The organism is Granulicella mallensis MP5ACTX8 (genome assembly GCF_000178955.2).
Lineage (GTDB): Bacteria > Acidobacteriota > Terriglobia > Terriglobales > Acidobacteriaceae > Granulicella > Granulicella mallensis.
Map to the genome: position 1 here is coordinate 1,985,535 of NC_016631.1, position 24,636 is coordinate 2,010,170.

At 58.2% G+C, this 24,636-nt stretch carries 21 protein-coding genes; 8 read left to right on the forward strand and 13 right to left on the reverse strand.

Going from position 1 to position 24,636, the window contains the following annotated elements; all coding sequences use genetic code 11:
* Window positions 1-478: 478 nt before the first annotated feature.
* Both ACIX8_RS08425 and ACIX8_RS08430 read left to right on the forward strand, forming a co-directional pair.
* Window positions 479-1,408: a zinc metalloprotease gene (locus ACIX8_RS08425; RefSeq protein WP_150110534.1), complete on the forward strand. Its 930-nt coding sequence runs from the start codon at window positions 479-481 to the stop codon at window positions 1,406-1,408.
* A 70-nt stretch (window positions 1,409-1,478) separates the two neighbouring features.
* Entirely contained in the window at window positions 1,479-2,999 is a 1,521-nt protein-coding gene (locus tag ACIX8_RS08430; RefSeq protein ID WP_014264916.1) for a hypothetical protein, read from the forward strand.
* A gap of 1,316 nt (window positions 3,000-4,315) precedes the next feature.
* On the opposite strand, the gene ACIX8_RS24460 is transcribed toward ACIX8_RS08430, so the two are convergent.
* Both ACIX8_RS24460 and ACIX8_RS08450 read right to left on the reverse strand, forming a co-directional pair.
* Window positions 4,316-5,740 (reverse strand): glycosyl hydrolase family 18 protein, encoded by a 1,425-nt coding sequence (locus tag ACIX8_RS24460; protein WP_014264918.1) that lies wholly within the window; start codon window positions 5,738-5,740, stop codon window positions 4,316-4,318.
* 483 nt (window positions 5,741-6,223) lie between these two features.
* Window positions 6,224-6,913 carry a M24 family metallopeptidase gene (locus ACIX8_RS08450; protein WP_014264919.1) on the reverse strand — a complete coding sequence of 230 codons (690 nt, stop codon included), beginning with the start codon at window positions 6,911-6,913 and terminating at the stop codon, window positions 6,224-6,226.
* Window positions 6,914-6,963: 50 nt separating this feature from the next.
* Here ACIX8_RS08450 and ACIX8_RS08455 point away from each other — a divergent pair, with 50 nt between their 5' ends.
* Complete coding sequence (locus ACIX8_RS08455) at window positions 6,964-7,296, forward strand: CHY zinc finger protein (RefSeq protein WP_014264920.1); 333 nt, start codon at window positions 6,964-6,966, stop codon at window positions 7,294-7,296.
* Between the two features lie 123 nt (window positions 7,297-7,419).
* Here ACIX8_RS08455 and msrB read toward each other — a convergent pair whose 3' ends face one another.
* The 4 genes from msrB to ACIX8_RS08475 all read right to left on the reverse strand — a co-directional run bounded on the left by msrB (window position 7,420) and on the right by ACIX8_RS08475 (window position 11,057).
* The gene (msrB, locus tag ACIX8_RS08460; protein ID WP_014264921.1) at window positions 7,420-8,049 is read right to left on the reverse strand and encodes a peptide-methionine (R)-S-oxide reductase MsrB; all 630 of its coding nucleotides are present in this window, start codon (window positions 8,047-8,049) and stop codon (window positions 7,420-7,422) included.
* 67 nt (window positions 8,050-8,116) lie between these two features.
* The gene (locus ACIX8_RS08465) at window positions 8,117-9,847 is read right to left on the reverse strand and encodes a cytochrome c biogenesis protein DipZ (RefSeq protein WP_014264922.1); all 1,731 of its coding nucleotides are present in this window, start codon (window positions 9,845-9,847) and stop codon (window positions 8,117-8,119) included.
* A 137-nt stretch (window positions 9,848-9,984) separates the two neighbouring features.
* On the reverse strand, window positions 9,985-10,476 hold the full coding sequence (locus ACIX8_RS08470; RefSeq protein ID WP_014264923.1) for a GAF domain-containing protein: 492 nt from the start codon (window positions 10,474-10,476) through the stop codon (window positions 9,985-9,987).
* A gap of 77 nt (window positions 10,477-10,553) precedes the next feature.
* Complete coding sequence (locus ACIX8_RS08475) at window positions 10,554-11,057, reverse strand: cupin domain-containing protein (RefSeq protein ID WP_014264924.1); 504 nt, start codon at window positions 11,055-11,057, stop codon at window positions 10,554-10,556.
* 127 nt (window positions 11,058-11,184) lie between these two features.
* On the opposite strand from ACIX8_RS08475, the gene ACIX8_RS08480 reads away from it, so the two are divergent.
* Complete coding sequence (locus ACIX8_RS08480; RefSeq protein ID WP_014264925.1) at window positions 11,185-11,988, forward strand: helix-turn-helix domain-containing protein; 804 nt, start codon at window positions 11,185-11,187, stop codon at window positions 11,986-11,988.
* A 35-nt stretch (window positions 11,989-12,023) separates the two neighbouring features.
* Here ACIX8_RS08480 and ACIX8_RS08485 read toward each other — a convergent pair whose 3' ends face one another.
* On the reverse strand, window positions 12,024-12,866 hold the full coding sequence (locus tag ACIX8_RS08485) for an RDD family protein (protein WP_014264926.1): 843 nt from the start codon (window positions 12,864-12,866) through the stop codon (window positions 12,024-12,026).
* On the opposite strand from ACIX8_RS08485, the gene ACIX8_RS08490 reads away from it, so the two are divergent.
* Together ACIX8_RS08490 and ACIX8_RS08495 are read left to right on the forward strand one after the other, a co-directional pair.
* Entirely contained in the window at window positions 12,865-13,830 is a 966-nt protein-coding gene (locus ACIX8_RS08490; RefSeq protein WP_044176395.1) for a stage II sporulation protein M, read from the forward strand. The genes ACIX8_RS08485 and ACIX8_RS08490 overlap by 2 nt on opposite strands.
* 58 nt (window positions 13,831-13,888) lie before the next feature.
* The gene (locus ACIX8_RS08495; RefSeq protein WP_014264928.1) at window positions 13,889-14,773 is read left to right on the forward strand and encodes an alpha/beta fold hydrolase; all 885 of its coding nucleotides are present in this window, start codon (window positions 13,889-13,891) and stop codon (window positions 14,771-14,773) included.
* 21 nt (window positions 14,774-14,794) lie between these two features.
* Here the strand turns inward: ACIX8_RS08495 and ACIX8_RS08500 are convergent, their stop codons facing one another.
* From ACIX8_RS08500 to ACIX8_RS08525, 6 genes are all read right to left on the reverse strand, one after another.
* On the reverse strand, window positions 14,795-16,864 hold the full coding sequence (locus ACIX8_RS08500) for a S9 family peptidase (protein ID WP_014264929.1): 2,070 nt from the start codon (window positions 16,862-16,864) through the stop codon (window positions 14,795-14,797).
* 225 nt (window positions 16,865-17,089) lie between these two features.
* Window positions 17,090-18,577, reverse strand: a complete 1,488-nt coding sequence (locus ACIX8_RS08505; RefSeq protein ID WP_014264930.1) for a DUF58 domain-containing protein — start codon at window positions 18,575-18,577, stop codon at window positions 17,090-17,092.
* 177 nt (window positions 18,578-18,754) lie between these two features.
* Window positions 18,755-19,723, reverse strand: a complete 969-nt coding sequence (locus tag ACIX8_RS08510; protein ID WP_014264931.1) for an AAA family ATPase — start codon at window positions 19,721-19,723, stop codon at window positions 18,755-18,757.
* Between the two features lie 46 nt (window positions 19,724-19,769).
* Window positions 19,770-20,987 (reverse strand): DUF4350 domain-containing protein, encoded by a 1,218-nt coding sequence (locus tag ACIX8_RS08515; RefSeq protein WP_014264932.1) that lies wholly within the window; start codon window positions 20,985-20,987, stop codon window positions 19,770-19,772.
* Window positions 20,984-22,009 (reverse strand): DUF4129 domain-containing protein, encoded by a 1,026-nt coding sequence (locus ACIX8_RS08520; RefSeq protein ID WP_014264933.1) that lies wholly within the window; start codon window positions 22,007-22,009, stop codon window positions 20,984-20,986. The genes ACIX8_RS08515 and ACIX8_RS08520 overlap by 4 nt, the downstream gene beginning before the upstream one ends.
* The gene (locus tag ACIX8_RS08525) at window positions 21,993-23,090 is read right to left on the reverse strand and encodes a hypothetical protein (RefSeq protein WP_014264934.1); all 1,098 of its coding nucleotides are present in this window, start codon (window positions 23,088-23,090) and stop codon (window positions 21,993-21,995) included. The genes ACIX8_RS08520 and ACIX8_RS08525 overlap by 17 nt, the downstream gene beginning before the upstream one ends.
* Before the next feature lie 637 nt (window positions 23,091-23,727).
* On the opposite strand from ACIX8_RS08525, the gene ACIX8_RS08530 reads away from it, so the two are divergent.
* Both ACIX8_RS08530 and ACIX8_RS08535 read left to right on the forward strand, forming a co-directional pair.
* Entirely contained in the window at window positions 23,728-24,093 is a 366-nt protein-coding gene (locus ACIX8_RS08530) for a cupredoxin domain-containing protein (RefSeq protein ID WP_014264935.1), read from the forward strand.
* A gap of 2 nt (window positions 24,094-24,095) precedes the next feature.
* Entirely contained in the window at window positions 24,096-24,581 is a 486-nt protein-coding gene (locus ACIX8_RS08535) for a c-type cytochrome (RefSeq protein WP_014264936.1), read from the forward strand.
* Window positions 24,582-24,636 lie beyond the last annotated feature (55 nt).

The following is a 24,636-nucleotide window of genomic DNA, read 5'->3' on the forward strand; positions in this document are numbered from 1 at the left end:
AAGCATGCGTTGAGGATCTCTGCAGCAGCCAAAGGTAGCACCGTTCAGTTGTGAGTCGATTGACGAATTCATTCTAGGGCCAGCGGTGTGTTTATGTCGTTAATTTTTGTTGCTGCAGTGAAAGTGCGAGGGAACGGGACGAAGTTGAAAGCAACGGTCAAGAAATAAATGACATCGGGAAAAGGGTTTTACAGAGGGCTTTCGTTAGAGCAGATACACGGACGTTTGCAGGGTGAGGGCGGAGCGATTACGGCGCCTAACTCCATCGTGCCCTTCTGTGTCTGCTGCGCTGCAACAAGAATCCGGTGAGGATACTGTGTTGCACAGCTAATGCCCGAACTGGAGATATCCCATGCAGAAGTGGCTAGCAATACTATTGATCGCCGGAACTGCCGGTGTTCGAGCTCAAGAGCCGAATGCCCCAGGACAGAAGCTGTATCGCATTCAAGAGGGATACCCCGTAGATGCGATTCAACGGTTGCAAAGCCGCACGACCACACTGCAATTTCGTCTTGGCAATGCACAAGCGATGGTTGCGCAATCGGTTATCAAAAGAGTTCAGGTTTGGCATCCGACTGAGATGCCGCTGAAGGTAGCGTTTCTGGGCGGATCCAATGAGCTTCGAACGCAGATTGCATCGACGATCCGTGCATGGTCGGCTAATTCAGGAGTCAGTTTCGACTTTGGGCAGCCTGGAGCGTTTCACGAATGGAGCCGCCTTGATCAAACCTATCAAGCGCAAATCCGCATTTCATTCGACGAGGCTGGTTATTGGTCATGGGTAGGAGCTGAGAGCATCGATCAGTCGATTGCAGCACCGAACCAACCTTCGATGAACTTCGGGCAATTTACCGAAGGGCTGCCCGACGATTGGCAAGGAACGGTTTTGCATGAGTTTGGCCATGCAATCGGATTTGAACACGAACACCAGAGCCCAGCGGGTGACTGCGATCATGAGTTTCGTTGGGATGATGATCCAGGATATGTCCGAACGACCGATATCTATGGGCAATTCGTCCCTGATGGAGCGGGCAAGAGGCCAGGGATCTATTCCGTGCTGGAAGGGCCTCCGAATAACTGGAGCAAAGATCAGATCGATTTCAATTTGAAAAGTCTTCCGGCCACGATTGACCTGCGTTTCAGTGTCTTCGATCCAGCCTCGATCATGATGTATAGCTTTGCGGATTGGATGTTTGTGAATGGAGCACAAAGCTCCTGCTACACGAAAGAGAACTTGACGCTGTCTGCCCTGGACCTGAAAGCAGCGGCTGAGACCTATCCACCAGAGCCGTCGCTGGGAACGGTCGCGCAACAAGACGTAGCAGCGGCCCGCAAGTTACTGCTACAGAAAAAGCTACCTGCAGAGGTGAAGGCTCACTTGCAGGAGAGGCTAGCAGCTTTTCAATAAAAGCTAAGTTCTAACCCATTTTTTTGGGCGCTATTTCGAAAAAAACAAAAAAGGTCAACAGGAGCATTCCATGAAAACACGGTTTCCGATGTCCTTGCTTGGTGCAATCTTCTGCCTCGTTTCTCTTTGCCCTGTGGTTCATGCGGATACATCTGCTGATTGCAATGCCTTGGCCCAGGGGCGTTCGCTTCCTGTGGACAGGATGCTTATCAGCAGCGATCATCTTCCGCCCTCGGCAACTACCAATATGAAGAGCGTCACCGTTTGTCGTATGAATATCTTTCGCTACAGTATGCAGGTGCAGACGCAGGCTGTGATCAATAATCCTCCGTCACCACCTGCCAATCTTTTCTCTGCTGTAAGTGGATCGGGGGTGAGTAGTAACATTATGTCTGTTACAACCGCTTCTCCAACGTCAGCCGCAGAACTCGTGCAGCCACAGAGTGGTTTGCCAGCAAGCCCATCTTCCGATCCGGTTTCGGGGTTTCAACAGCAGATGACCAACGCTCAGAATGCAGCGGAACAGATGGCGAATGACTTTGCAGCGAATCAGATTGAAGCTGGAAAGAAGGTAGCGTGCTATAGTGACCTGGCCAATCTCTATCCAGCCGTGCTATTGACCCAGACACAGGAGCAAGGTCTGATAGCTAGACTGAAAGCTTCAGATGCGTGCTCTGTTATAGCGACTGCGATCTGGGATGACAGTAAAATAGCTGCCGTAGAAGCCGAAGTGTCTCTTGTGATTGCTCTTAATGGGGTATTAGCTACCTTCGAGACAACTTCAGCGTACCAAGACTATCTAACTGCGGCGGGTACAAATGCGGACGCGCGAAAAGCTGCCTTTGCGGCTTTTTTCACGACAAATGCCGCGACGATTGCGCAGCTCGAAGGGCTAATCAACCCAACGAATATTGCTACTTATAATGCAACCGTGCGCACTGGTACAGATTGGGATGCGCGCGCCAAAGCGGCGCTCGATATAGGCGATCCATGGGATCAGACGCTTGATTTGACCTGCCGCGTTCAGTGGTTTGGGAAGATACAGAGTGATACGGTAACACTGCCTTATATCGATTATGCTCAGGCAACTCCAACGCCTGGTGTTTCACCAGCCTTCAGCTTTACGAATGCCTGTTTATCAAGCCTTACGGTATCTACGGGGCTTGGTATATCGACGGTACGTAGCAGTACATATGGTTTCGTTCCGCAGACCAATTATGCTTTGATGCCGCCGATAACCACGCAAGTCATTGGATATGCGACAGATTCCCGTATTACTCCTTTTTATGTGGGGCAAATGAACTACTCCTATCTCCATCCAGAGCGGAGTATCGGTTTGCATGTTGCAGGAGGTGCTGGTGTGGGGACGTCGTCTTCTGGAACGACGGGGGATTTCTTCATCGGAAATGCTTTCTCGTTTTTTCACCGGGAAATCTTCGTCACGCCATCCGTTCATTTCACGCAGCGGCAGCAGCTTCTGAATGGTTACCAGATTGGTGATGTTATGGGCTCTCTGAGCAGTGTTCCTACAATCAACAACTGGAAAACCGGCTTCGCGATAACCATCACATTGCCTGTCCTACAACAATAAGATTCAGCAATCAGGAGCGATTGCAAATGCTATTAGCAATCGCTCTGGAAGTTGTTGTCTAGTCGAAGTCCTCATCCTCCAAGTCTGTCATTGCTGAACCGCACAGGTGGCTCCTCCAGCAAGTTACCCGGCAACGACCAGTTCTTGACGAGTGGCAAGGACACCACTATTGGTGTCGCGAATCAATAGTGCCAAATGCTCAACCGTGATCAATGTGTCGTATTTATTCCACTAGCTTGTTTTCACTTGCGTTGCCCTAATATCACTTCGGAGGTTCTTATGTTGAAACATATATGTTGTGTGGTCTTGCTAGTCGCTGCAAATTTTGCTTCATTCGCTCAAGCTCCAGATGGAGCTCGAAAAAAGATGCATGCCTCTCTTCCTGAAAACTGCAAACTAGAACTCGACGATGGATCGATCCTGTTTAAGGAACTCGAAATCGATGATGGGTGTGTCGTCAACTTTGGCGCGTCGGTTACGAGTGCCGATGTAGTAGTGCAAAAGCTCATCTTGCATGGCAATTCCACCATCGATCTATCTCCTCGAAATGTTTCACTTCCTGTCCCTGGCAAGCCAGGCACTCCTCAACAGGCCAGAAATAATCCGCCTACCCAACGTGGCCAAGTTGGAACGCGCGGAGGGAATGGTGCTAATGGTCCGTCGGGTACTAACTTGAAGTTGACGGTCGAAGCTCTCGACGCTACCGATGGCGCGTTGTGGATTAGAACTGACGGATCTGCAGGAGGAGCCGGAGGCCCTGGAGGAGATGGAGCAAAGGGTTCTGCTGGACCTTTTACGGGCACCCACTGCTATGACGGAGGTCCAGGCGGAGATGGTGGGGCTGGTGGTACGGGGGGACTTGGTGGTAATACAGCCAAAGTGGTTGTGATCGTTGGAGCGAAATCTATTACCGCCAATCGAACACCTGGCTTTGCACCTAGTGGCCGCCCTGCCGATGCAACAATTCCCGGGGCGGTTGTCGCTGCTGGTTCACCAGGAGCTGGAGGAAATTCTGGAGGCGCAGGGGGCAACGGAGGGGCGGGAGGTGAGGGACGTTCATGTCACTTTCCTGCAACCGACGCTCGTGGTGGTCCTGGAGGACATGTGGGTCCTAGCGGTTCGCCGGGACAGCCGGGTACGTTTATACCGTGATGACCCGAGGTGCCGATCTGTGTGTCAATTCCATTTCGGTGCGTCGAAGCTGAAGCTTTCTAGTGTTATAGAGAGCGCTTCGTATATCCGAATCTCGAGAATCGAGGACAGGGGCGGAGTTCGATCTCTCCGCCCCTGTTACTGGTGAGCTAGTGCCTGATGGGCTATAGGTTGTTCTGAACCACAGTCAACAGGGAATGGGGAGCTGGGGCGTCTCCTGTGAGTTCCCAGATCATCACGCCGCCGTATTGTGCGCCTAGTTGCGTCTCCTGTGCCATTGTTGATTCACCGACGTAGAAGAGGGCCTCTCCGCCATCGAGTGAGCCGCCGCTGACCTCGTCCGACTGCCAGGCGTTGGGATAAGCCGCCAGGATGGTGTTGTATTCCTCTTCCGTATTGCCGTCGGAGCTTTGGCCGAAGAAGGGTACTCCGAGCGTGATCTGATTCTTGGGTACGGACTTTGTTACCGCGTAGTACTGCAAGCCGGCCTGGGCGTCGGAGAGGTTCGAATAGACCATGACGTTGACGAAATCAAACTGATGCAGCGCCGAGTCCGGCATCGCGCTCTGGAGATACTCTGCCACTGCGGCGGAGATCACTTTGCCTTGCGGGCGGAACTTGGAGACGAGTGCGCTTACAAAGGTGCCGTAGGGCGTGCCCATGTTGTTGGGGTCTTCGATGTCTACGTCTACGCCGTCCAGGTTATGGGCAGTGAGATAGGTCGCGAGCGAGTTCACCAGTTGTGTCGAGAGACCCACGTTGTAGAACTGAATAATCTGCTGGTCGCCACCACCGCCGCCGATGGAGAGCAGCACCTTGACTCCGGCTGCGTGGGCCGCGTTGACGAGCGCGGCGATAGCAGAGTCACTCTGCCCGAGTGAAAAACTCATGTTGCTGCTGGCGGTGCATCCACCGCTGCAGGTGGGAGGATTACCAAACGCCAGGTTCAGGTGCGTCATCTTGGAGAAGTTGATGCTCGTTGCGTAGGTAGAATAGCTTCCGTTGTAGTCAGGCACATAGCCGATCAACAATGGAGAACTGGTGGTGCCGCCACCGCCGCCGCTGGTGGTGCTGCTTACTACGATGTGATCGACATCGGGGGCTGAGCCTGTCGCATTGAAGAATCCTACGGAGTTACCGCTGCCGGCGGTGAAGTTCGCCTGGAAGGTGACCGGTGCGGCAGGAGTTGTCCAACTGCTGCCTGTCAGGTTGCTCAGAGTTGGCCCTGCGCCATTATTGATTTGGATGGTGAAGGAGCGGGCTCCGCCGTCGCTGCCTTCCGTGTAGTACAGCGTAACCGTGTAGGTGCCAGTAGTAGGAACACTGATGTTCTTGATCCGGAGATAGTTGGCATTGCCGTTTCCGATATTGCCGATACGCGTGCCGTTCAGACATCCGGAACAGGCTTCCGATACGGCTGTGCCCTCAATCGCGTTGGCGCTGGCGTTGCCTTCGTAAGTGGTTTGCGCGTGCAACAGGGTGAGGGGAGCCAATAAGGCCATTGCGAGTAAGAGAACGAACCGGGAGATGAAGCAGCGTTGACCGAGCAACTCAACAAAGGAACCTGCGGCCATGCGGATGCGTGACATATTGCCTCCTTCTTGCTGTTGGTAGAGAGGGTTGTTATGCCATAAGAAGAGAACGGTCCTTGAGCAAAGGACTCCCTATGGCCCGACGAGAAGAGAGCTCGGGGTCTGGCATCTTCGGAATGAAACGGAATCATCTGCTCTGGTGGAGCGAGAGGATGATCTAACTACCGATATTTCGATTTCGTTTTCTGGGAACGGGTAAAGCCTGCATCTTTGCTGCTCCTTCGAAAGGTGGAGCCAGAGTTGCTAAAGGAAGATTAAAAACTTTTCTTAAGCGGGAACACTATCAGGTAGGGAATCGCCGTGTCAATAGAATTTCTTCAGGACTAACGCTTGTCTGACAGCGTTTTAAATAAACGATGCCGCGCACGCACGCGAATAGGTGTTCAGCCCTTTGTACGTCTTGGCTGAGAATGCACTCGATGGGTTTCAATCAGCTAAGAGCGATGAGGGCGTTGAGCAGAGAGTTCAACCTATTGCCGGTCAGACGGTAAGCAGCTCTTCGAAGAAGCCGCCGATCTGGCGTTCCCTATCCACAAAATGAATCTCCAGAATCCAGTGCCGCTGCCGGCCTTCTTCGTCCTGGGAGCGCATGGACAGGTTGCTTTGGGGATGAACGTAGAGCGTTACCTTGTCGTCGGCGATGCGCTCGTGAGGGAACTGGCCGATCAGGTGTCCGGCGATCGGGCCGCCGAACTCCCAGCCGAACTTTGCCGCCAGAGAGTGGGCGTAGTGGAAGAGCTCGCTACTGGTGATGTCCGACGTCTGCTGGAAGTGCTTCTTGCCTTCTGCAAAGGCCTGGGCGACGTCGTGCTGCATCTTGAGCTTTACGGGATCGGAGCCGAGCACGAAGGTGCGGCCAAAGTCCGCCTCCCACTGCTCGAAGACGGGGCCCAGATCGAGGAAGAGGATATCGTCTTCGCCGAGGGTAAGATCGGGAGGATTTTCAGCGTAAGGGAGCAGGGTGTTTTTGCCGGCGCGAACGATGCGCTTATGCCAGTACGTCGAGATGCCTAAGAGTTCTTTCGCCAGGGTGTAGATTTCTTCGTTCAGACGGCTCTCAGTGATGCCGGGACGGACCAGTCCTCGGGCTTCCACTTCATGGAAGAGATTTGCTGCCTTGGTCTGTGCTTCGAGAAGCTCTGCGGCTCGCTGTTCTTCCGTTATGGTCATCCTGGGGCTCCGGGGTAGAGAAATAGGTCTTCAGGTTCTACTCTAAAAGCATGCCCGATTCTCGGCCTCAAGTACACGGAATCGATCTGGACGCGCAGACCCGTTGTGCGCATTACAACAGTTCGATCGACATTGTCGCGATCAAGATGAAGTGCTGCGGCATCTTCTACGCGTGCAAGGACTGCCACGGCGCTCTGGCCGATCATGAGATCGAGGTATGGCCTCGCAGCGAGTGGGACGAGCCTGCGGTGTTGTGCGGGGCGTGCGGGGAGGTGCTCAGCGTGCGGGAGTATATGGATTGCGGTAATGTTTGTCCGAAGTGTGGCGCGGGGTTTAATCCGGGGTGCCGCCATCATTATCGTGATTATTTTGAGGCGGAGTGAGTTTAGTGCGAGGGAATGGCTGCGGAGGTAGGGGACTGTTGAGCAAAGAGCTACGAGGGAATCAGCGTTGAGGAGTGAATGTCTCGATGCTGATTCCCTCGTAGCTCTTTGCCAATAAGGGGCCTAAGCGAATTTTACGAAGCGCATGGCGGCTGAGTTCATGCAGTAGCGCAGGCCGGTGGGACGGGGGCCGTCGTCGAAGACGTGGCCCAGGTGGGCGTCGCACTGGCGGCAGGAGACGGCTGTCCGGTCCATGCCGAAGGTGCTGTCCGTGTTCTCGACGATGTTCTCCTTGGCGATGGGCATCCAGAAGCTGGGCCAGCCGGTGCCGGAGTCGAACTTGGTGTCGGAGCTGAAGATTGCGTTGTCGCAGCAGATGCAGCGGAAGAGGCCCTTGTCGTGAAGGTCCCAGGTGTTGCCGGTATACGCGCGTTCGGTGCCTGCGTGGCGCGTCACGTCATAGGAGATCGGCGAAAGCTGCTGCTTCCACTCGGCGTCCGTTTTTACGACGCGGGGGACAGTGACTTTGCCGATCTTCTTCCCGGCATCCGAGAACTGAATGAGGGTGACGGGGCCGGTGTTGCTTTCTCCCTTGGCTTCTACGGCGAGGGGAGATGACTTGTGGAGCGACCAGAGTGCGGCGGCTCCGCAGGCTCCTGCTGCCGTGGCGAGGAAGGCGCGACGACTGGGGCGCTGTGTGTGCGTCGCTCCGGTCATCTGAAGATCTGACTGCTCTTGCCGATGGTCTGTCATGATTGAGTCCTCTTTATCTTTTAGAGACGAATTGTCTATTTTCTATAGACGAAATGAGACGAATTTTCTAGCCGAAGGTGAAGGCGTACGCCTGAACGCCGGGAACGAGAAACTCGATGCGGAAGGTGCGGTCCTGGATGGCGCCCTGCTGGCGGATCAACTGGTAGAGACGATTGTCCGTCACCGTGCCGTAGCCTTCTGCGTCTGTGTCTACACCGTGGTCTGCGCCCGGGGCTTTGCCGTCCAGCGTGACGCGGAAGCGGATGGGTTTGCCGTCCTTTGCAGGCCCCAGAACGAGGTGCAGGTCACGCGCGTGGAAGCGGTAGAGAATGCTGCCTGCCGGGGCGAGAGACGTGGCGATCTGGCCTTCGTCGAGCCAGTTGCCCTCGAGCGCCCACTGATTTTTCTGGAGTTTGGCCGGGACTCGATAGAGCTGCACGTCGTCCTGATTAAACCCGTCGGGGGAGGCGAAGTTCTGCGCTCTCTCGTACCCGATGTAGGTCTCCGGAGACTGCGTGTCGTCTGAGGCTGCGGCCTCGGCTCCGGTGGCCGCTACCTGGGTGGCAGCGTCGGGAAGCGGCTTGTGGTTGGCCTCTTCGAGCAGGCCGCGAATCCACTTCTCCGACTCGTCGTAGTTGCCCTCGCCGAAGTGGTGATAGCGGACGTGGCCGGTGGCGTCGATGAAGTAGTGCGCGGGCCAGTATTGGTTGTTGAAGTTGCGCCAGATGCGATAGTCGTTATCCATCGCAACGGGGTAGAGGACGCCGAGGTCGCGAACAGCTTTCTGGACGTTGGCCTCGTCCTTCTCGAACGGGAACTCGGGGGTGTGGACGCCGATGACGACGAGGCCGTCGTCCTTGTACTTGGCGTACCAGGCCTTGATGTAGGGCAGGCTGCGGATGCAGTTGATGCAGGAGTAGGTCCAGAAGTCGACGAGAACGACCTTGCCGCGCAGGGACTCCGGCGTCAGCGGGGGAGAGTTGATCCACGCCGTCGCGCCGTTGATCTGGGAGAGGGCATCGCCGGTCATCTCGCTTGAGACGGGCGTGCCCTGCGGGTTGCGGGCCATCATCTGGTCGTTCTGGGGGTGAAAGCGGTCGACGAGCCGCTGCTCCAGGCCGGAGGTGCTGGCGAGCGAGAGGCGGGTGAGGACTCCGCGGTCGAGGCCGAAGGCCACGGCAACGACGCCGGCGAGGACGGCAACGCCGAGGATACGGCGAATCCACTCTTCCGCTCCCAGCGAGCGCTTCATCGCAGAGAAGACGCGACCGCCGGCGAGCAGCGCGAGGGTCAGGGAGGTGGCGGCTCCTGCGGCGTAGGCGAGGAGCAGAACGGTGGTGTGGGCGCTGGCTCCGCCGAGGGCAGCGCCGGTCAGGATCAGTCCGAGGATGGGACCGGCGCAGGGCGCCCAGAGCAGGCCCGTGCCGATGCCGAGCAGAAACGAGTTGGCGACACTGGGGCCTTCGCCGGAGGTCTGCGAGAGGCTGTTGCCGAGGCGAACGAAGGGGCGCGAGAGGCGCTCGGCGAGCGAGGAGAAGAGCAGCGTCAGGCCGAAGATTCCGAAGAGAACCAGGGCTGCCGCGCGGCCGAACTGGTTAGCGCGGATGGCCCAACCGCCTCCGACGGTGGCGAGGCTGGCGATCAGCGCAAAGGTGACGACCATGCCCGCCAGCAACGGAAGTCCGCTCTTACGAAAGGGCTGGTCGGAGCGCGCGAATACGAATGGAAGCACCGGCAGAATGCACGGGCTGAGAATGGTGAGAATGCCACCAAAGTACGCCAGTAGAAGTAAGAGCATGGGTTTCACCCATTCCTTTTGACCCTTCGCAAAGGAGAACTGCGGGGGGAGGGTCTTTCCTGTCCGCGGATATCTGACGCACCAACGCCCTCTTTGGTTACGGATCTGGGGGCGATTTGGTTTTCAGGAGGGGATCGCTAGGCGGGATGCTGCTCGATATAAGCTCCGACGATCTGTGCCGCTTCTTCAAGAAAATCGCGGTCCGCGTTGGTGAAGGCGGCGGAGTCATGGCTGTCGATGTCGATCTCGCCGATGACTTTCCCCTGGACGTAGATGGGGACGACGATCTCGGACTTAGTGTCGATGGAACAGGACAGATAGCGGGGGTCGGAGTGTACGTCATCGACGATGACGGTCTCGCCGGAGGCCACGGCTGCGCCGCAGATGCCCTCCGTTACGGGGATGCGTACGTGGGTCGTTGGCGCGCCTACGAACGGGCCGAGCACGAGGGTCTCGGGATCGTGGGGATCGAGCATGTAGAATCCGGTCCAGTTGTAGTAGGGGAGCCGTTGCGCGATGGCCGTGACGATGCCTTGCTGGAGGGGTTCGAGCGTTGGTGCGGTGGCAGCTAGCTGCCGGATATCGGAGAGGAGGTCGAGCATTTCCGTGGTGAGGCCGGAGGTGGACATATCTGATTTCTATCACCGATTCTGTCCGGCAGATACGGCTCGGCCACCCCTGGAGACTCAAGGAGCGGCCGACTGGTTTATGCGAGCGAGATGCCGATCGCTGCGTTTTCGGCGGGGGAGGCGAGCCAGAACTTATACTTCGCCGCGAGTTGAAAGAAGTGCTGCATCTCCTCGGGAGCTGGCGGTGCGGGAGGCACGGAGGGATCGAAGGGCCGGGCGAGTTCACGGAAGAAGTTGTAGAGATCCTGCTTGCTCACCGTGATCGAGGTCGTTGGAGCAGAAGAGGTGTTGCGGAGGGCGTGCCGGATGTTGCCGGGGATCGTAGCGACCTCGCCAGCCGTTACGGTTTGCCAGCCTGCGGTCGGGCCTTCGGCCTGGAAGACTTCGAGAACGCCGTCCAGCACGTAGAAGACTTCGGGATCGGCGTGGCTGTGGAGCGGAATGATGACTCCCGGGGGAACGGTGCCGCGCATGAGAGTGATCGGGTCGTTGATCTGCTCGGGCGTGGCGAGGAACTGAAGCAGGACTCCGAGAACGTTGTAGGTGGGTTGTTCGGCGGTGGGGGTGGGGAGGGTGTTCATGAAAAGGGTTTCCTTTGGGGATCTGGAACTACAGATCCATGACACCGCAGATGAGAGCGGGAGATTTGTCTGATTCTTCGCTTCTGTGTCCAATCGTTGGGTTCTTTGCGGCGTCTAAGATTGAGATATGGGCTCCGCACTCCTCTTACAGCGCATCGCCGGTGAGATCTCCCCCGAGCCGGTTTGTCAGCTCTTTAAAAGCCAGGTGCTGGCGAAGGTTCTGACTCCGGCTGAGTTTGAGTTCGGGCTGGGGACGTACGACCTCTCGCGATGCCGCTATGTGCCCGGAGAGATGATTCTGTGCCGGAGAAACACCGAAGAGTGGGTGCGCTGGCGCAGCTCGATCCAGATGCTGTTGATTACGGTACCGGATGACACGATGCTCTCCGTCGCCGAAGAGATGGGGAACGGCTCGCGGGAGCTGCATGAGACACCGCGCTTAGAGGATGAACGAATTCGCGCGCTGGTGGCGGCTGCCGAAGCCGAACAGGCGGCGGGATCTCCGGCGGGGAGAGTCTATGCGGACTCCCTTGGGCGTGCGCTGGCAGCGGCGTTGCTGCAATCGCGAGGAACGCTGCGCAGACCGATGTGTACCTATCGCGGAGGCTTGAGCCCGGTGCAGCTTCGCCGGGTGACTGGATTTGTCTACGAACATCTGCATGAAGACCTGAGCCTGCTGCAAATGGCAGAGGAGGCCGGACTCAGCCCGTCGTACTTCTCGCAGATGTTTCGGCAGTCGACGGGACTGGCTCCGCATCAGTTTGTCCTGAGGGCGCGGGTGGAGCGGGCCAAGGAGTTGTTGGTGTGTCCGGACGCGAGTGTTCTCGATGTGGCGCTTGCCTGTGGTTTCCAGACGCAGCAGCACTTCGCGAGAGTGTTTCGGGCGCTTTGTAAGGCGAGCCCTACGGAGTTTCGGCGACGGTTGGTCTAGTTCTTATGCTGAGGCATCACGGTTGACGCTTCGCGCTAAAACCCCCGCCCGCTGCCGCGCATCTGGTACGCGATAGACTCCAGTATCCGCTCAGGGTTGCCCTCTGGCAGGGGCTGGCCCATCTTCGTGGCCATCTGTCCGGCGATGCGGTAGGCCATGGTTGCCCTGGTCTCCATCGGTAGATCGAGCATGCGCGCGAAGAAGGTGTCGATGATCAGCAGGTCCTGGGTGTTCAGGCGTGCAATAGCATCGGCAGGGAAGAGCGATGGCACGCTCTGCTGCCACGGGGTTTGCATGGGCAGGGCCGTGGGAGCCAGGATCGTCGTGCTGGTCTGGTAGAGCAGGGGCTGCTCGTCCATGCGCTCGTGCACGACCAGCGTGCCGGCTGCGAAGTCACCCAGCCGCTTGTTGCGTTTGTTGCAGACCATGGTGATCACGCCGACCAGGTAGAGCGCGGGCATGTAGTCGACGATGCGCAGTAGATTGCGTGCGAGTGCCTCGAAGAAGGTGATCTGCCGTCCGGAGTCTTTGATGACGCGCAGCTTCATGACGCGCTTGCCCAGCGTCTGTCCCTGCCAGAAGGCCTCAAACAGCGCGAAGTAGCCCCAGTACAGCAGGAACTGGAAAAAGATGAACAGGGCAAGAACCCACTTGCCCGCCGTATCCAGATTGGTGTGCCCGCTAACGTGCGGAACCGTGGAGGCGAATGCCAGAATGCCAAAGAATTCGATCAGATAGACGGCGGAGATTGCCAGCATATCCAATAGGAGCGCCACGAAACGGCTGCCAATGCCAGCCACATTGAAACGCAGGTCCACCTGTTCCGGTGTGTCAATGTTAAGCTGATCCTCGAAGCCGATTCTCTCGAAAGTCGACATGATCTCAAACCTCTGGATAGATCTTCGTAAGAATAACTGGAACCGGCTCGACGTGCTCGTCCGACAGGTCGAGAGCCATGGCGTGAAGTCGCTCGACCCTGCTGAGCTGCGCGAGCTGGGCCTGCTCTATCGCCAGGGCGCGGCGGACCTGAGCTCGGCGCGCGCCGACCGTAGCTCGCGGGCGCTGGAGCAGTATCTCAACCGGCTGGTGGGGCGTGCGCATAATTATGTCTACTCGGGGCAGCGCATCTCTGCTGCGAGCGTATGGCGGTTCTTTGCCTATGGCTATCCCCGGTTGCTGCGACGGCTGTCGGGCTATGTGACGGCGGCGACCGCTGTCTTTCTGCTGGCGGGGCTGCTGGGAACGCTGATTACGATCCTCCGTCCCGACTTCGCGACGATGATGCTCGGCCCGCAGATGATGGACACGATTCAGCAGCATAAAATGTGGACCGACAGCGTGCTGAGCGCGAAGCCACAGGCGTCGTCGGCGATTATGACGAACAATATCGGCGTCTGCTTCATAACGTTTGCCGGGGGGATTCTGGCGGGCCTCGGCACGCTGTTTCTGCTCTTCAACAATGGCCTGGAGATTGCGGTGGTGCTGACCTGCTGCGCTCAACACCATATGGCGCTCAACCTGGTGAGCTTCATGGCCGCGCACGGTGCGCTGGAGATTCCGAGCATCATGATCGCCGGGGCCGCCGGTCTGCGGCTCGGTGCGGGGATTCTGTTTCCGGGAATGCTGCGGCGGCGTGAGGCGCTGGCTTTGGCGGGTAACGAGGCGGTACAACTGATCTCGGGGACGATTCCTTTGCTGATCGTTGCGGGTACGCTCGAAGCCTTTCTCTCTCCGACTCATGCTCCCATGGCGCTTAAATTCGCGGTCTGCGCTGTGCTCTTTACGGGGCTGGTGGTGTGGTTGAGCGAAGGGGGAAGAAGGCAGACAGAAGCTAAAGTGTAGGCCTCTCGCGCTCTTGTTGAGACATCCAACCCTGCACGGCCTGGGTGCGGAGGGATCAATGTATTTCGAACAGACGGAACGATTGAACATTGCCTTTGAGCGGGAAGGCGCTTCATCTGGAAAGACAGTATTCCTGCTCCATGGATGGCCTGACGCGCCGGTAGGCTGGAAGCAGGTCGCTGTGACGTTGCAGGAGCGTGGATTCGGGACGGTAGCGCCTTATTTGCGCGGATCGTATCCAACCGAGTTCAGATCGGAAGAGACGCCTCGATTTGCGGGAGCCGTTGCAATGGCTCAGGATGTGATTGATCTGGCGGACAAGCTGGGAATCGAGCGCTTTTCTGTCGTCGGACATGACTGGGGTGCGCGGATTGCTTACACCCTTGCAGCGCTCTTTCCAGAGCGTGTTCAGGCCATTGCCACACTTGCGCTGGCCTATCAACCGCGTGGTGAATTCCATTTAGGCAGCTTCGTTCAATCGAAGCAGTTCTGGTATCAATTCTTCCAATGCACAGACGCCGGGGCGGAAGCGGTTCGCCGCGATCCGGTGGGATTTGCCCGGATTCAATGGGACACCTGGAGTCCGGCGGGATGGTTTGCCGAGGAAGACTTCAAGAGTGCAAGCAGGTACTTCGACAGGCCGGACTGGGCAGAGATCACCCTGAATGCCTATCGGTCTCGATACCTTCAGGGTGAGGCCGTTGATCCTCGATACGATGAACTACAGGCAAGGTTGAGGAATATCGTGGAGCTCACCGTTCCGACCCTGATGATTCAGGGTGGCTCAGACTTTTGTGATCTACCTTTAGCTTCGGAAGGTCAGGAGAAATACTTTCTGAATGGCTATGAGCGAATTGTTTTAAACGGCGTTGGCCACTTTCCACATCGCGAAGCTCCCGCAGAGGTAGGCGATGCCATTCTTCGATGGCTGAGTTTTATTTGAGCACAAGCTGTTATGCGTGCTTTAGTGGGTGATCTCGCTCGAACCCCAGATAGGAGAGTCCTGTGGAATCTCCTTTTTCCAGAGGTAGTGATTGAACCAGTCAAGATTCGTTTGAATGGCTGCCCGCATCTCCTTTGGGTTGTTGAATCCATGTCCGAATCCGCTATACACGATGAGACGACTATCAACACCGACATCCTGAAGAGAGCGGTACAACTCAAAGGCGTTTGCTGGTGGCACGCGCCTATCGTCTCTCCCTTCCTGCAATAGCATCGGAGTTCGCGCGTCCGTAACGGTCGAGATGGGAGAGTTCTTCCGGTAAATATCACCTTTGACCCAAGGCGTTCCGTGAAAGAACTGTCGGAAAAGGGCGGGATTGTCCGTCACAGAATAGTCTGTGGTGAGATCGGTGATGCCGGAACTTTCCGATGCAGCTATGAATCGGCTTGTGTGGGTAGCCAAAAATGCAGTCAAATAGCCTCCCCACGATGACCCAACCACTGCAATGCGCTTAGGATCGATATGGCCCTTGGCCAGGAGATCTTCAACTCCGCTGAGGACATCAGCTGACTCACTAGCGCCGATGTTCTCCAGGCTGCTGCTCCGAAAGGCTGCACCGTAACCGGAGCTATCGCGGTAATTGGGCTGGAGGACAAAGGCGCCCTGAGCCACAAAGACCTGCGTGGCATAGATGGGCTCCGCCGGCGATAGTATTGCCCGGGACACATCCGCGGGACCGCCGTGAAGGTCCACAATCAATGGATACATCTGGTTGGGATCAACGGTAGGGGGACTATAAAGTACACCTTCGATGGGCGTGCCATCGGCACTTTTCCATGTCACGATCGTCGGCGTCCCCAGCCGCCAACCTCGCACCTGATCTGTGAAATGTGTGACCTGCCGCAATGCCAGCGGTGCGAGGTCGGACACGTATAACTCCGGCATGTGGAAGGCGTCTTCAGCTACTAATGCTACCGCCGTGAAGTTGTGAGAGAACGAGGCGCTATCAAGTACAAAGTTGTCACCCGAAGTGATTCGCGTCAGATGGTTTCCGTCACTATCAATCCGAAAAAGATGTGTACTCGTCTTTTGCTCCGCGCTGAAATACAGGCTATTTCCACTCCATCCGAGCAGTGAGGGGTTTTCGTCGAACCGGGCCGTGACATCTCGTACAGCCGCGGCCGCGGTAACTGGACGTTGCCATGCATCTTCGACATCAACCGTGACAATGTGCACGTTTGAGTAAAAGAAATCACGCTGTCCAAGCCATGTGAGAAAGGCAATCTTCTTGCCGTCTGGCGAGAAGATTGGTGAGAAGTCTGGACTCGGCAAACCGACAATCTTTCTGACTTCATTTCCCTTCGTCCTGTCGAGCAGGTAGATATCCTGGGAGGAATATGCCGTGAGCAGAGGTGTGCCGGCGGCTGTGAACGCAATCATTGTTGAATCAGGCGACCACGAGAAATCAGCAATGCTGAATGCTGGCGAACTGACGAGGACCCTAGGAACCTGAGCCGCAATGTGGCCTGAAGCTGCTTCAAGATCGACCGACCATAGTTGCGTCTGTTGATAGTCTTTCCCCACGACCTCGAAGGAGCCAAACCTCTCTGCACGTCCGTTTACAGCATGGTCACGCTGCGTTGTGAGGAAGGCGATGTGTTTCGAATCGGCTGACCAATGAAACAGTCCGACGTCTGTCGCCGATTTAGAGACTTGCCATGCCACACTGCCTTCAGCGGGCACGATCCATATCTGGCCAACACCCTGCTTTGGATGTTCGACGAAGGCAAGCCAGCGTCCATCGGGAGACCATTCCGGGCTGCCAGGCACACCTTCCAATGAAGGAACTGGCGCTCTCTTCCCGGTTTTTAAGTTCTCTACGACGAGCTCCTGAGCGTAGTTGTCGGACTGCCAGTCGGGATGCTCGATCTCGTAAGCCACGTACTGCCCATCCGGAGAAAGCGCAGGCGAACCGACATAACGAAGGTTCAACAATTCATCAACCGTAGGAATATGGGATTCCTGAGCATTCGCGATGGGAAGAAGTGAAATGACAAATGCTGCGGCGATGAATTTATAAACGCGCTCCATTAGAAGGCTCTCTAGATAAGGCTTTTTAAATTTAAAGAAGATACGTCAGCGAGGACCGAAAGTTCCTTTGTGCTCGCACCGGCGGACAGCAGATTCCCTGCGGGAATGACAAGCAAGAAAGGCAACGACAACAGCAAAAGCAACAACAGCAAAGACCGAGGAGGTGGGTTTGCTGTTGTCTTTGCCGTCTACACTCTATCCTCTACTCTCTACACTCTGTCTTTCCTACAGCAGGCCTGATGCCTTGACCTCGAGGTACTTGCTTACGGCGCGCATACCGACTTCGGCTGCGGTAGTTTCGACGATCAGTACCCCTTGCCGTTCCAGTTGCGCGATGGTCTCGCGGCGGCGTTCGAGCATCTCCTGAGCGGCGGCTGTGTGGAACATCTCGCTAGTCGTTTTGGGAGTGCGGGCAGCGAGTTCGTCCAGCTCGGGGTGTTTGAGTAGTACCAGAACTACCAGATGCCGCCGCACTAACTCCGAGGCGGCGGTTACGAGTTCAGGACGGCCGGCGCTGTCGACCAGTTCGGTGATCCAGACGATCAGGCCGCGTCTGCGTTGCGCGGTCTTCAGACGGGCCACGGCGTTCAGATGGTCGGCCTCTGAGGTTTCACTGCGCGTCTGGCTTAGCAGGTCGATCATCAGCCGCACGTGCGACGCGCCCGCACCCGGAGGCAGGAGCTGTTGCACGTCCCGGCCATAGGCCATCAGGCCGAACTTGTCGCCCGAGCCGTTGATGACCTGGGCGAGCATCGTTGCTGCTGTCGCGGCCTGGTCGAGCTGCGTGACGGTCAGGAGATGCGCCGCTTCGCGTTCGGCGGTGGTTTCGGCGAAGACTTCTGTGGAATCTCGTTTGACTTCAAACGCTGTGCGGGAGAGGCGTCCGGCATCGAGTACCATCCAGACCTGTTGTGACCGTTCCACTGTGAACTGGCGTGTGACGAGCTTGCCGCGGCGGGCGGTGGCCGTCCACGAGACGTTGCGCAGCTCGTCGCCCTGCTGATAGTCGCGCATACTCTCAAACTCGCGGCCTCCGCCGCGCAGACGCAGTTTGCGCTTCTGCATCTCGATCTGGCGGGCGCGCAGCAGGTAAAACTGCGTGCGCTCGCGACTGTCTTCGTGTGCGGGAAAAACGCGTACTCGCTGCGGCTTGTGCGGATCGTCGCCACCGAGCGTTTTGACGACAGGTTCCGCGGCTGCCCAGCGCTCAACCAGACGGAAGGCTCCGCGATAGCGCAGGAAGACGCGCCCGAGGGCGAAGTCACCGCGCTGGCTGGGATAGATCGTTGCCGCGCTGACGACCTCTTCGCGTGGAAAGACTTCGAGGCGCTGTTCTGTGGGAGCGGCTACGAGTGCGGAGTGCAGGTCGTCCACCAGGCGCACGTCGAGTACGGCGTCGGACTCCATCCGGACCGCGAGCTCGATGCGGGTGGGCTGTCCAAGCTGCGGCGAGTCGATGAAGCTGCGGGTGATGGTGAAGTCTTCGGGGCGGGGAAGCCGCAGGGCGTCGATCAAGATGAGCAGGGCCAGCAGCGCGTCCCACCCGAGCATGAACCCGATCCGGCGGATGTGGAAGAACGCGGGGATAGCCATGAGCAGCCCCGCCGCGATCAAGAGCAGCGCGAGCGGAGTGAGACCGAAGCCGAGCACGCGGCCTGTCTTGCCCAGTGGCTTGGCCGGTGCGGTCGCGGGTTGTGGGATCAGTGTCTGCATAAGGGCGAGAGTGTAGAGAGTAGAGAAAACGTGGGCATGCGTTCGTGGAGAGGGGCATTTTGCCTGCACCGGCGAACAGCAGATTCCCTGCGGGAATGACAAGCAAGAAAGGCAAAGGCAACAGCAACAGCGACAGCGTCCGTCTACACTCTATCCTCTACTCTCTACACTCTGTTTCTACTTCGGAACCTGGGTTGCGGCTAGCACGTCTCTTACGACGCGGTCGGTGTCGAAGCCTTCCAGTTCGGCTTCGGGCCTTAGTGTAAGGCGGTGGCGCAGGACGGGGATGGCGGCTTCTTTTACGTCGTCGGGGATGACGAAGTCGCGGCCTTCGCGGGCTGCGAAAGCTTTGGCTACCAGCAGCAGGCTGGCGCTGGCACGGGGGCTTGCGCCCAGGGCGAGGGACGGCCACTCGCGGGTGCGCCGTACCAGGGCGAGGAGATAGTCGAAGATCGCTCCCTCCACCTGCACGGAGCGGATCTCCCGCCGCGCGGCGGCTAGCAGCTCGAAGGGGATCGGCTCGATGGCGATGTCGGAGAGTCCTGTGCCGGTGTGTGCCGCGTGGTGCCGTTCGAGGACGGTGCGTTCGTCGGCCAGTTCCGGGTACTCGACTTTGATCTTCAGCAGGAAGCGATCGAGCTGTGCCTCAGGTAGGGGATAGGTGCCTTCGAACTCGACGGGATTCTGGGTGGCGAAGACGGTGAAGCACTCGTCCAACTGGTGCCGCTCGCCGTCGGCGGTGACCTGACGCTCTTCCATGGACTCCAGCAGCGCAGCCTGCGTGCGAGGCGGCATGCGGTTGATCTCGTCGGTCAACAGGAACTGCGTGAAGACGGGGCCCTTGTGGAAGCCGAAGTCGCCGGTCTTGGGAGAGAAGACGTTGGTGCCCAGAATGTCGGCGGGCATCATGTCGGGCGTTCCCTGCACGCGCCGGAATTCGAGACCGAGGAAGCGCGCCAGCGTCTTTACGGCCAGCGTCTTGGCTACGCCGGGGACGCCTTCGATCAGTGCATGGCCTCCGCACAGCATCGTCAACAGCGCCTGTGCGACGGCCTCCTGCTGGCCGGCGATCACGCGCCCGATCTGCTCCTGCCCTCGTGTGAACAACTCTGTGGTTGCCGCTACGCCCATGCCGTTTCCGCTCATTCCGGTCTCCGTGTACGAAATTCTTTAAATTGCATCTTGATTCTGTTCATGCGATCGCCCGCTCTCCGACTCGGAGCTTCGCCCGTACGGCTTCGGCGTCTCCGTTTAGAGCCTGAACCAGTGTCAGGGCGCTGTGGGCCGAGATGGATGTTCGCCGCACGTCTTCGGCATCGCGCAGATGTGCGGCAATCGTCGCCGCTAAAGTTTTGACCTCGTTTCCGAGGCGCGTCTGCAATGCCTCGGCGATGGCCTCCGGGCCTTGCTGTACCGCAGCCTGTGAGACTCCGGCCTCACGCGTCAGTAAGCGCAGCAGTCTGCGGCGAGCGGCTTCGGTTGCCGCACTGGTGGCCCGGCCTTTTTCGTAGAGATCGCCCATGGACTCGGCGAACTCCACCGGCGAACTGCGCGGGAGAGTTACCGGCATCCGCAGTGGACCGCGCCTGCGGCTGAAACTCAACACCAGCAGGACGAACAGGGCTATCGCCTGTAAGGAAAGCCAGCCCAAGGGAAGGCCCTTGGCCGTGTCCCACAGGGAGGGAATGATCTCTTCGTGCAGCGATTCGTCGAAGACCATATCGCGCCCCTCACCGACGCTGGCCAGCAGCAGCCGCAGATTGGCATCGTGCTTGAGCCCGCTGTTGCTCAGCGGCGAGGCGGAGGTCCACCATAGGGCCTCGCCTTTGCCGACGGCGTAGCTCACGACGACGGCGTCAGCGCCGCAGCGTTGCTGCACGCGATACTGCGGTCCTTCGCCGTCCCATTGATCGTGCTCGTCGAACTCTACCTGACCGCTGCGGGCAAGCGCTCCGGGGCCTTCGGGAGTACTTTCGCACAATCCTCCACGCAACATGCCGCGAGGCTTGACGGCACCGCCCGGCAGCAGCAGAGCACCGGCGGAGTCGGTGGTGAGAACGCGCCCGCCGTGCTCCAGAAAGCTTTTGATATCCGCAGCAAACGTATTTCTATCGGTCGCGGCATAGCGCGGCTCCGCCAGGATCAGTGTTGTGCGGTCGGCCTGCAGATTGGACAGCTCATGCAGGGGCTGCTTCCAGCGCGAGATGGAACGTCCCTGGGAGTGCGCGAGATCTTCGAGGATCAGGTAGGCTGCTTTGGCTCCGCCAGGAGCGGCGTTGTAGCTGGTCGGACGCGGGTCTTTGTCCGCGGCGGTGGGCGACAGGATGCTGACTCCCGCGATCAGCACCACCATGATTCCGGTGAGGATCAGCAGCAGCTTGCGGTCGCTCTTGCCTTCGCCCAGGTTCATGCGGCCTCCCCGGGAGTTGCGGCGGAGGGACCGATCTCGTTGGCGGCAAGGTTGTCGTAGAGCGCGCGGACGCGGCTGTATTCTTCGCCGTCGGCCTCGCGAAGGCCGTACCAGACGCGTTCGAAGATCTGGGTCAGCCCGCGAAGTCCCTGCTGCTGTGGGGACCCCGGCTTCAGCAGACGAACGTACTCTCTGGGAGTGCGCGTGGGGTTGTGCGTCCAGGCGCGGCGCGATTCCAGCGACACGATCGCGGCCCAGTAGAGGCAGTGCACGGCCTCGCGCCACTCGTGTTTGGCGGCGTGGGCTTCGGCCATCTTTGCCCAGTCGGTGGCTTCGCGGTCCCAGGCTGTGGCTTTTGTCGCGCCCTCGCCCAGGGCGACGCGCAGCCTCTGCCGCGCCAGACCTCGGAGCACGAAGAAGAGCAGCAGGCCTGCTGCTGAGGTAAACAGCAGCCACTCCAGCAGCGTGCCGAGCCAGGGGGCGGCGGAGCCGATGCGGGAGACGCCTTCAAAGATGCGTTCCAGCCCGTAGAGCAGCTTGGTCTTCTGGCGCTCCCACCAGGTAGGCCCGTCGTCTCCCTGGAACTCCGGCCTGGAAAGTATGTTGTTGGCCTGCGTGCGGGCTTTGTCGAACTCGTTTGTAGCGGTGCCGTTCGGGGAGGTTTCGTCCTGTGCCAGCTCGTCGAGTTGAGCGGCGGCATCGTGCAGTAGAACTTTACGGCTTTCCGGCTTGGCGGTCTTTGCGTCGTTGAGGGCGGTTCGCAGCCAGTCCCAATGCATCTCAAAGCCGCCGGGATGGGCAGGATCGCCGATCTGTTCGTCGCTCACGACCTTGGCGTTGTCGCACGAGGCTGACTGCGACGCGCAGGCGGAGACCAGGCTCTGAAGCTGCGAGATATCGGTACGAAGCTGTGCCGGAGAGACGCTTCTGAGCGCAGGGGCGGCAAGCGCTGTGGTCGCGCAAAGTGCCAGCGTTACTGCGAAAGCCGCGTTCCTGGTTAGATTTCTAGAGTTTCGTTGCATCGCCAGTTTGGCCCGCATCCTCTTCGCTTATGACTGTTGCCGGAGGGGCCGGCGCAACGTTATCTGTTACGGACATTGTTTGAGGATAGGCCACTTCTGCCTGAGGAGACGCGACCACTGGATAGACTGCCTCCGTCACGACGGCCTGCTGCGGCGCGGTCTCCGGTCCCAGGAGCATCAGCAGGTCGAAGGCTTCCTTGCGCACCCGTTGATCGAAGTAGACCAGAGACAGCCCGATCATTGCCACGGGAGAGACCAGGGTGTGGGCGAAGAAGCTCACCAGAAGGATCGCGCCCTGTGCCAGTACATGTTCTTCCAGCGGGGAGCGCCCGATAAGGATCAGGAAGGGAAACTGAATCATGCCTGCTACCCAGAACAATCCTGCTGCAATCAGCAGGACAAGAAAGACGCGGCCCTTGGCGCCGGTGGAAAGAAATTTGCTCCTGCGCATTGACGACCGTACCGTCGCCTGCTCGATCACAGCGATCTGCACACCCAGCGAGTTCCGAAGGTAGGCATAGATGCCATAGGCCAGACCGCCGAGGCCTGCCAGGAACGCCAGCAGGAAGGCCAACCAGTAGAAGGAACTCAGCTTCATCGCGAAGAGTACGATCGCGGGTATCGCCAGCAGCAAGCCGACCCAGATCATGCTTCCCGTCTGCCACAGGGCGATTCCCAGGTATCTATACCACTGTCCAATTGTGCCCTTGAGCGATAGGCCGACGGTCGCGATTCGTCCCAGGTAGACCTCGCTGAGAGCATAGACTGTGGCTGCCTGCGTTACCGCTGTCGCTAGAAGGAAGATGAAGATCGACACGATGTTGACGATCTGGGTCCCAACCAGCGCCACGCTGCGGCCATACCGGACCAATAACAGATGATGGATGAGTAATCCCAGTCCCTGGGTGATCAATTCCACTGATCCCGACAGGGCGGAGATTCCGGCGAATAACCAGAACCTTGACCGGTAGATCGAAAAGGTGCGGTCCAGGACTTCTCCGACCGAGAGCGGACGAAGTTCATAAGCTGAGATAGAAGCCCGGGCTGCTGTTTCCGGTATATGCCAATCCTGTGACGCCATCCAACCTCACCTCTTGGAACGAAAAACCCTCAGACACTGTTTCCGGGAAGAATAGCATCTATAGGCGCAAAATCCTGTGAAAGTGGGGAGAGGTTTGCGGCAGGGGGTAGCTATTTGATCCTTAGGGCCAAGGGCCCGTTTCATACCAGCCTGGGGTGGAGCGCAGCAGCGAGCGGTTTTTCGCTCGCCGCAAGCGTAGCCCCAGGTACAGGCCATACGGAAAGCAGAGGGCTGTAGGCCCGATTCATAGTGCCTGCACGATGAGTCGGGCTTACAGCCCTCAACTTCTTCTCCTGCGCCTAACCTGGGGCGACGCGCCCCGAACCAACACGCTATCGCGTGCTCGTTCGGGTTTGCTTTGCCCCAGGCTGGTATGAAACGGGCCGTTGGCCCTAAAGATCAAGACTCTCGTTGCATTCAGGCACTTCCTTTTCATCTTCCCCACGATGCTGAAGCATCGCGGGTTGAGTGATGCGACCTGTTTGGGGGGACCGGCGACTCGCCGCTTTGCAGGAGCGCTTACAAACCAATGACATTTAGATGACAGTGCCCTGACACTCCCCTCTGTGCGGATTGTTAGCTTGAGGTTGCAAGCCCAGTTTGTACCTAAGCGACCCAACACAGGAGAGAGCAACTCATGAAATTCAAGGCCTTAACGTCATCGTTTGTCCTTGCCATACTCGCCACCGTCCTCTTCTTTGCGCATCGTTCCAATGCGCAGGAAGCTCCCCGCCGCATCGAGATCGTTGCCAAGCGCTTTGACTTCACCCCCGGGGATATCACCCTCAAGAAGGGTGTTCCGGTTGTCATTGCCTTCACCAGCCAGGATGTATCGCACGGCGTCAAGTTCAAGGAACTCGACCTCGTGGTCGCTTCCAAGAAGGGTGAGACCAAAGAGATCAACTTCACCCCGACGCAGGTGGGCACGTTTGTCGGGCAGTGCTCTGTGTTCTGCGGATCGGGCCACGGCGGCATGAAGATGACGCTGCACGTGACGGAGTAATCATGCGGCGACTTCTCTCTATCGCTTTGTCGGGCACAGCGCTTCTGGGCGCTGTGTCCCTGGTTGGCGGCTGCAAGGTTGGTACGCCGTCGAAGCTGGAAAAGAACATCGTTGTGGCCACCAAGCATCACGTGACGGTGGGCAATAAGTCCGAGAAGAACCCCATTCCTTACACGGCCGACAATCTTGCGACCGGCAAGGAAGCCTTTGGGCACTATTGCGTTGCCTGCCACGGAATGGATGGACAAAACACCGGTGTTCCATTCGCGGACAGAATGTCGCCTCCGCTTCCTCCACTGACTGCGCCTGAGGTCCAGAGCTACACCGACGGGCAGTTGAAGTGGGTCATCGACAACGGTCTCTCTCCCTCTGGCATGCCTGCTTCCAAGGGCACGCTCAGCGACGACGAGATCTGGTCCATCGTCCTCTTTCTTCGCCATCTGCCGCCTGCCGGAAGTGCCGGCGAGCCTGAGATGTATTCGCACTAACCAACAAAGGCGGGGATGGCTGCTGTAGCAGCCATCCCCGCGGGTTCTGATTCTC

Coding starts and splice junctions, on each gene's coding strand:
- ACIX8_RS08495 (WP_014264928.1), top strand. CDS start 13,889: ATGTATTTCGAACAGACGGAACGATTGAACATTGCCTTTGAGCGGGAA.
- ACIX8_RS08470 (WP_014264923.1), bottom strand. CDS start 10,476: ATGTCCACCTCCGGCCTCACCACGGAAATGCTCGACCTCCTCTCCGAT.
- ACIX8_RS08455 (WP_014264920.1), top strand. CDS start 6,964: ATGCCCGATTCTCGGCCTCAAGTACACGGAATCGATCTGGACGCGCAG.
- ACIX8_RS08510 (WP_014264931.1), bottom strand. CDS start 19,723: ATGAGCGGAAACGGCATGGGCGTAGCGGCAACCACAGAGTTGTTCACA.
- ACIX8_RS08485 (WP_014264926.1), bottom strand. CDS start 12,866: ATGTCGACTTTCGAGAGAATCGGCTTCGAGGATCAGCTTAACATTGAC.
- ACIX8_RS08515 (WP_014264932.1), bottom strand. CDS start 20,987: ATGAACCTGGGCGAAGGCAAGAGCGACCGCAAGCTGCTGCTGATCCTC.
- ACIX8_RS08520 (WP_014264933.1), bottom strand. CDS start 22,009: ATGCAACGAAACTCTAGAAATCTAACCAGGAACGCGGCTTTCGCAGTA.
- msrB (WP_014264921.1), bottom strand. CDS start 8,049: ATGACAGACCATCGGCAAGAGCAGTCAGATCTTCAGATGACCGGAGCG.
- ACIX8_RS08530 (WP_014264935.1), top strand. CDS start 23,728: ATGAAATTCAAGGCCTTAACGTCATCGTTTGTCCTTGCCATACTCGCC.
- ACIX8_RS08480 (WP_014264925.1), top strand. CDS start 11,185: ATGGGCTCCGCACTCCTCTTACAGCGCATCGCCGGTGAGATCTCCCCC.
- ACIX8_RS08475 (WP_014264924.1), bottom strand. CDS start 11,057: ATGAACACCCTCCCCACCCCCACCGCCGAACAACCCACCTACAACGTT.
- ACIX8_RS08505 (WP_014264930.1), bottom strand. CDS start 18,577: ATGCAGACACTGATCCCACAACCCGCGACCGCACCGGCCAAGCCACTG.
- ACIX8_RS24460 (WP_014264918.1), bottom strand. CDS start 5,740: ATGTCACGCATCCGCATGGCCGCAGGTTCCTTTGTTGAGTTGCTCGGT.
- ACIX8_RS08500 (WP_014264929.1), bottom strand. CDS start 16,864: ATGGAGCGCGTTTATAAATTCATCGCCGCAGCATTTGTCATTTCACTT.
- ACIX8_RS08430 (WP_014264916.1), top strand. CDS start 1,479: ATGAAAACACGGTTTCCGATGTCCTTGCTTGGTGCAATCTTCTGCCTC.
- ACIX8_RS08525 (WP_014264934.1), bottom strand. CDS start 23,090: ATGGCGTCACAGGATTGGCATATACCGGAAACAGCAGCCCGGGCTTCT.
- ACIX8_RS08450 (WP_014264919.1), bottom strand. CDS start 6,913: ATGACCATAACGGAAGAACAGCGAGCCGCAGAGCTTCTCGAAGCACAG.
- ACIX8_RS08535 (WP_014264936.1), top strand. CDS start 24,096: ATGCGGCGACTTCTCTCTATCGCTTTGTCGGGCACAGCGCTTCTGGGC.
- ACIX8_RS08490 (WP_044176395.1), top strand. CDS start 12,865: ATGATCTCAAACCTCTGGATAGATCTTCGTAAGAATAACTGGAACCGG.
- ACIX8_RS08465 (WP_014264922.1), bottom strand. CDS start 9,847: ATGCTCTTACTTCTACTGGCGTACTTTGGTGGCATTCTCACCATTCTC.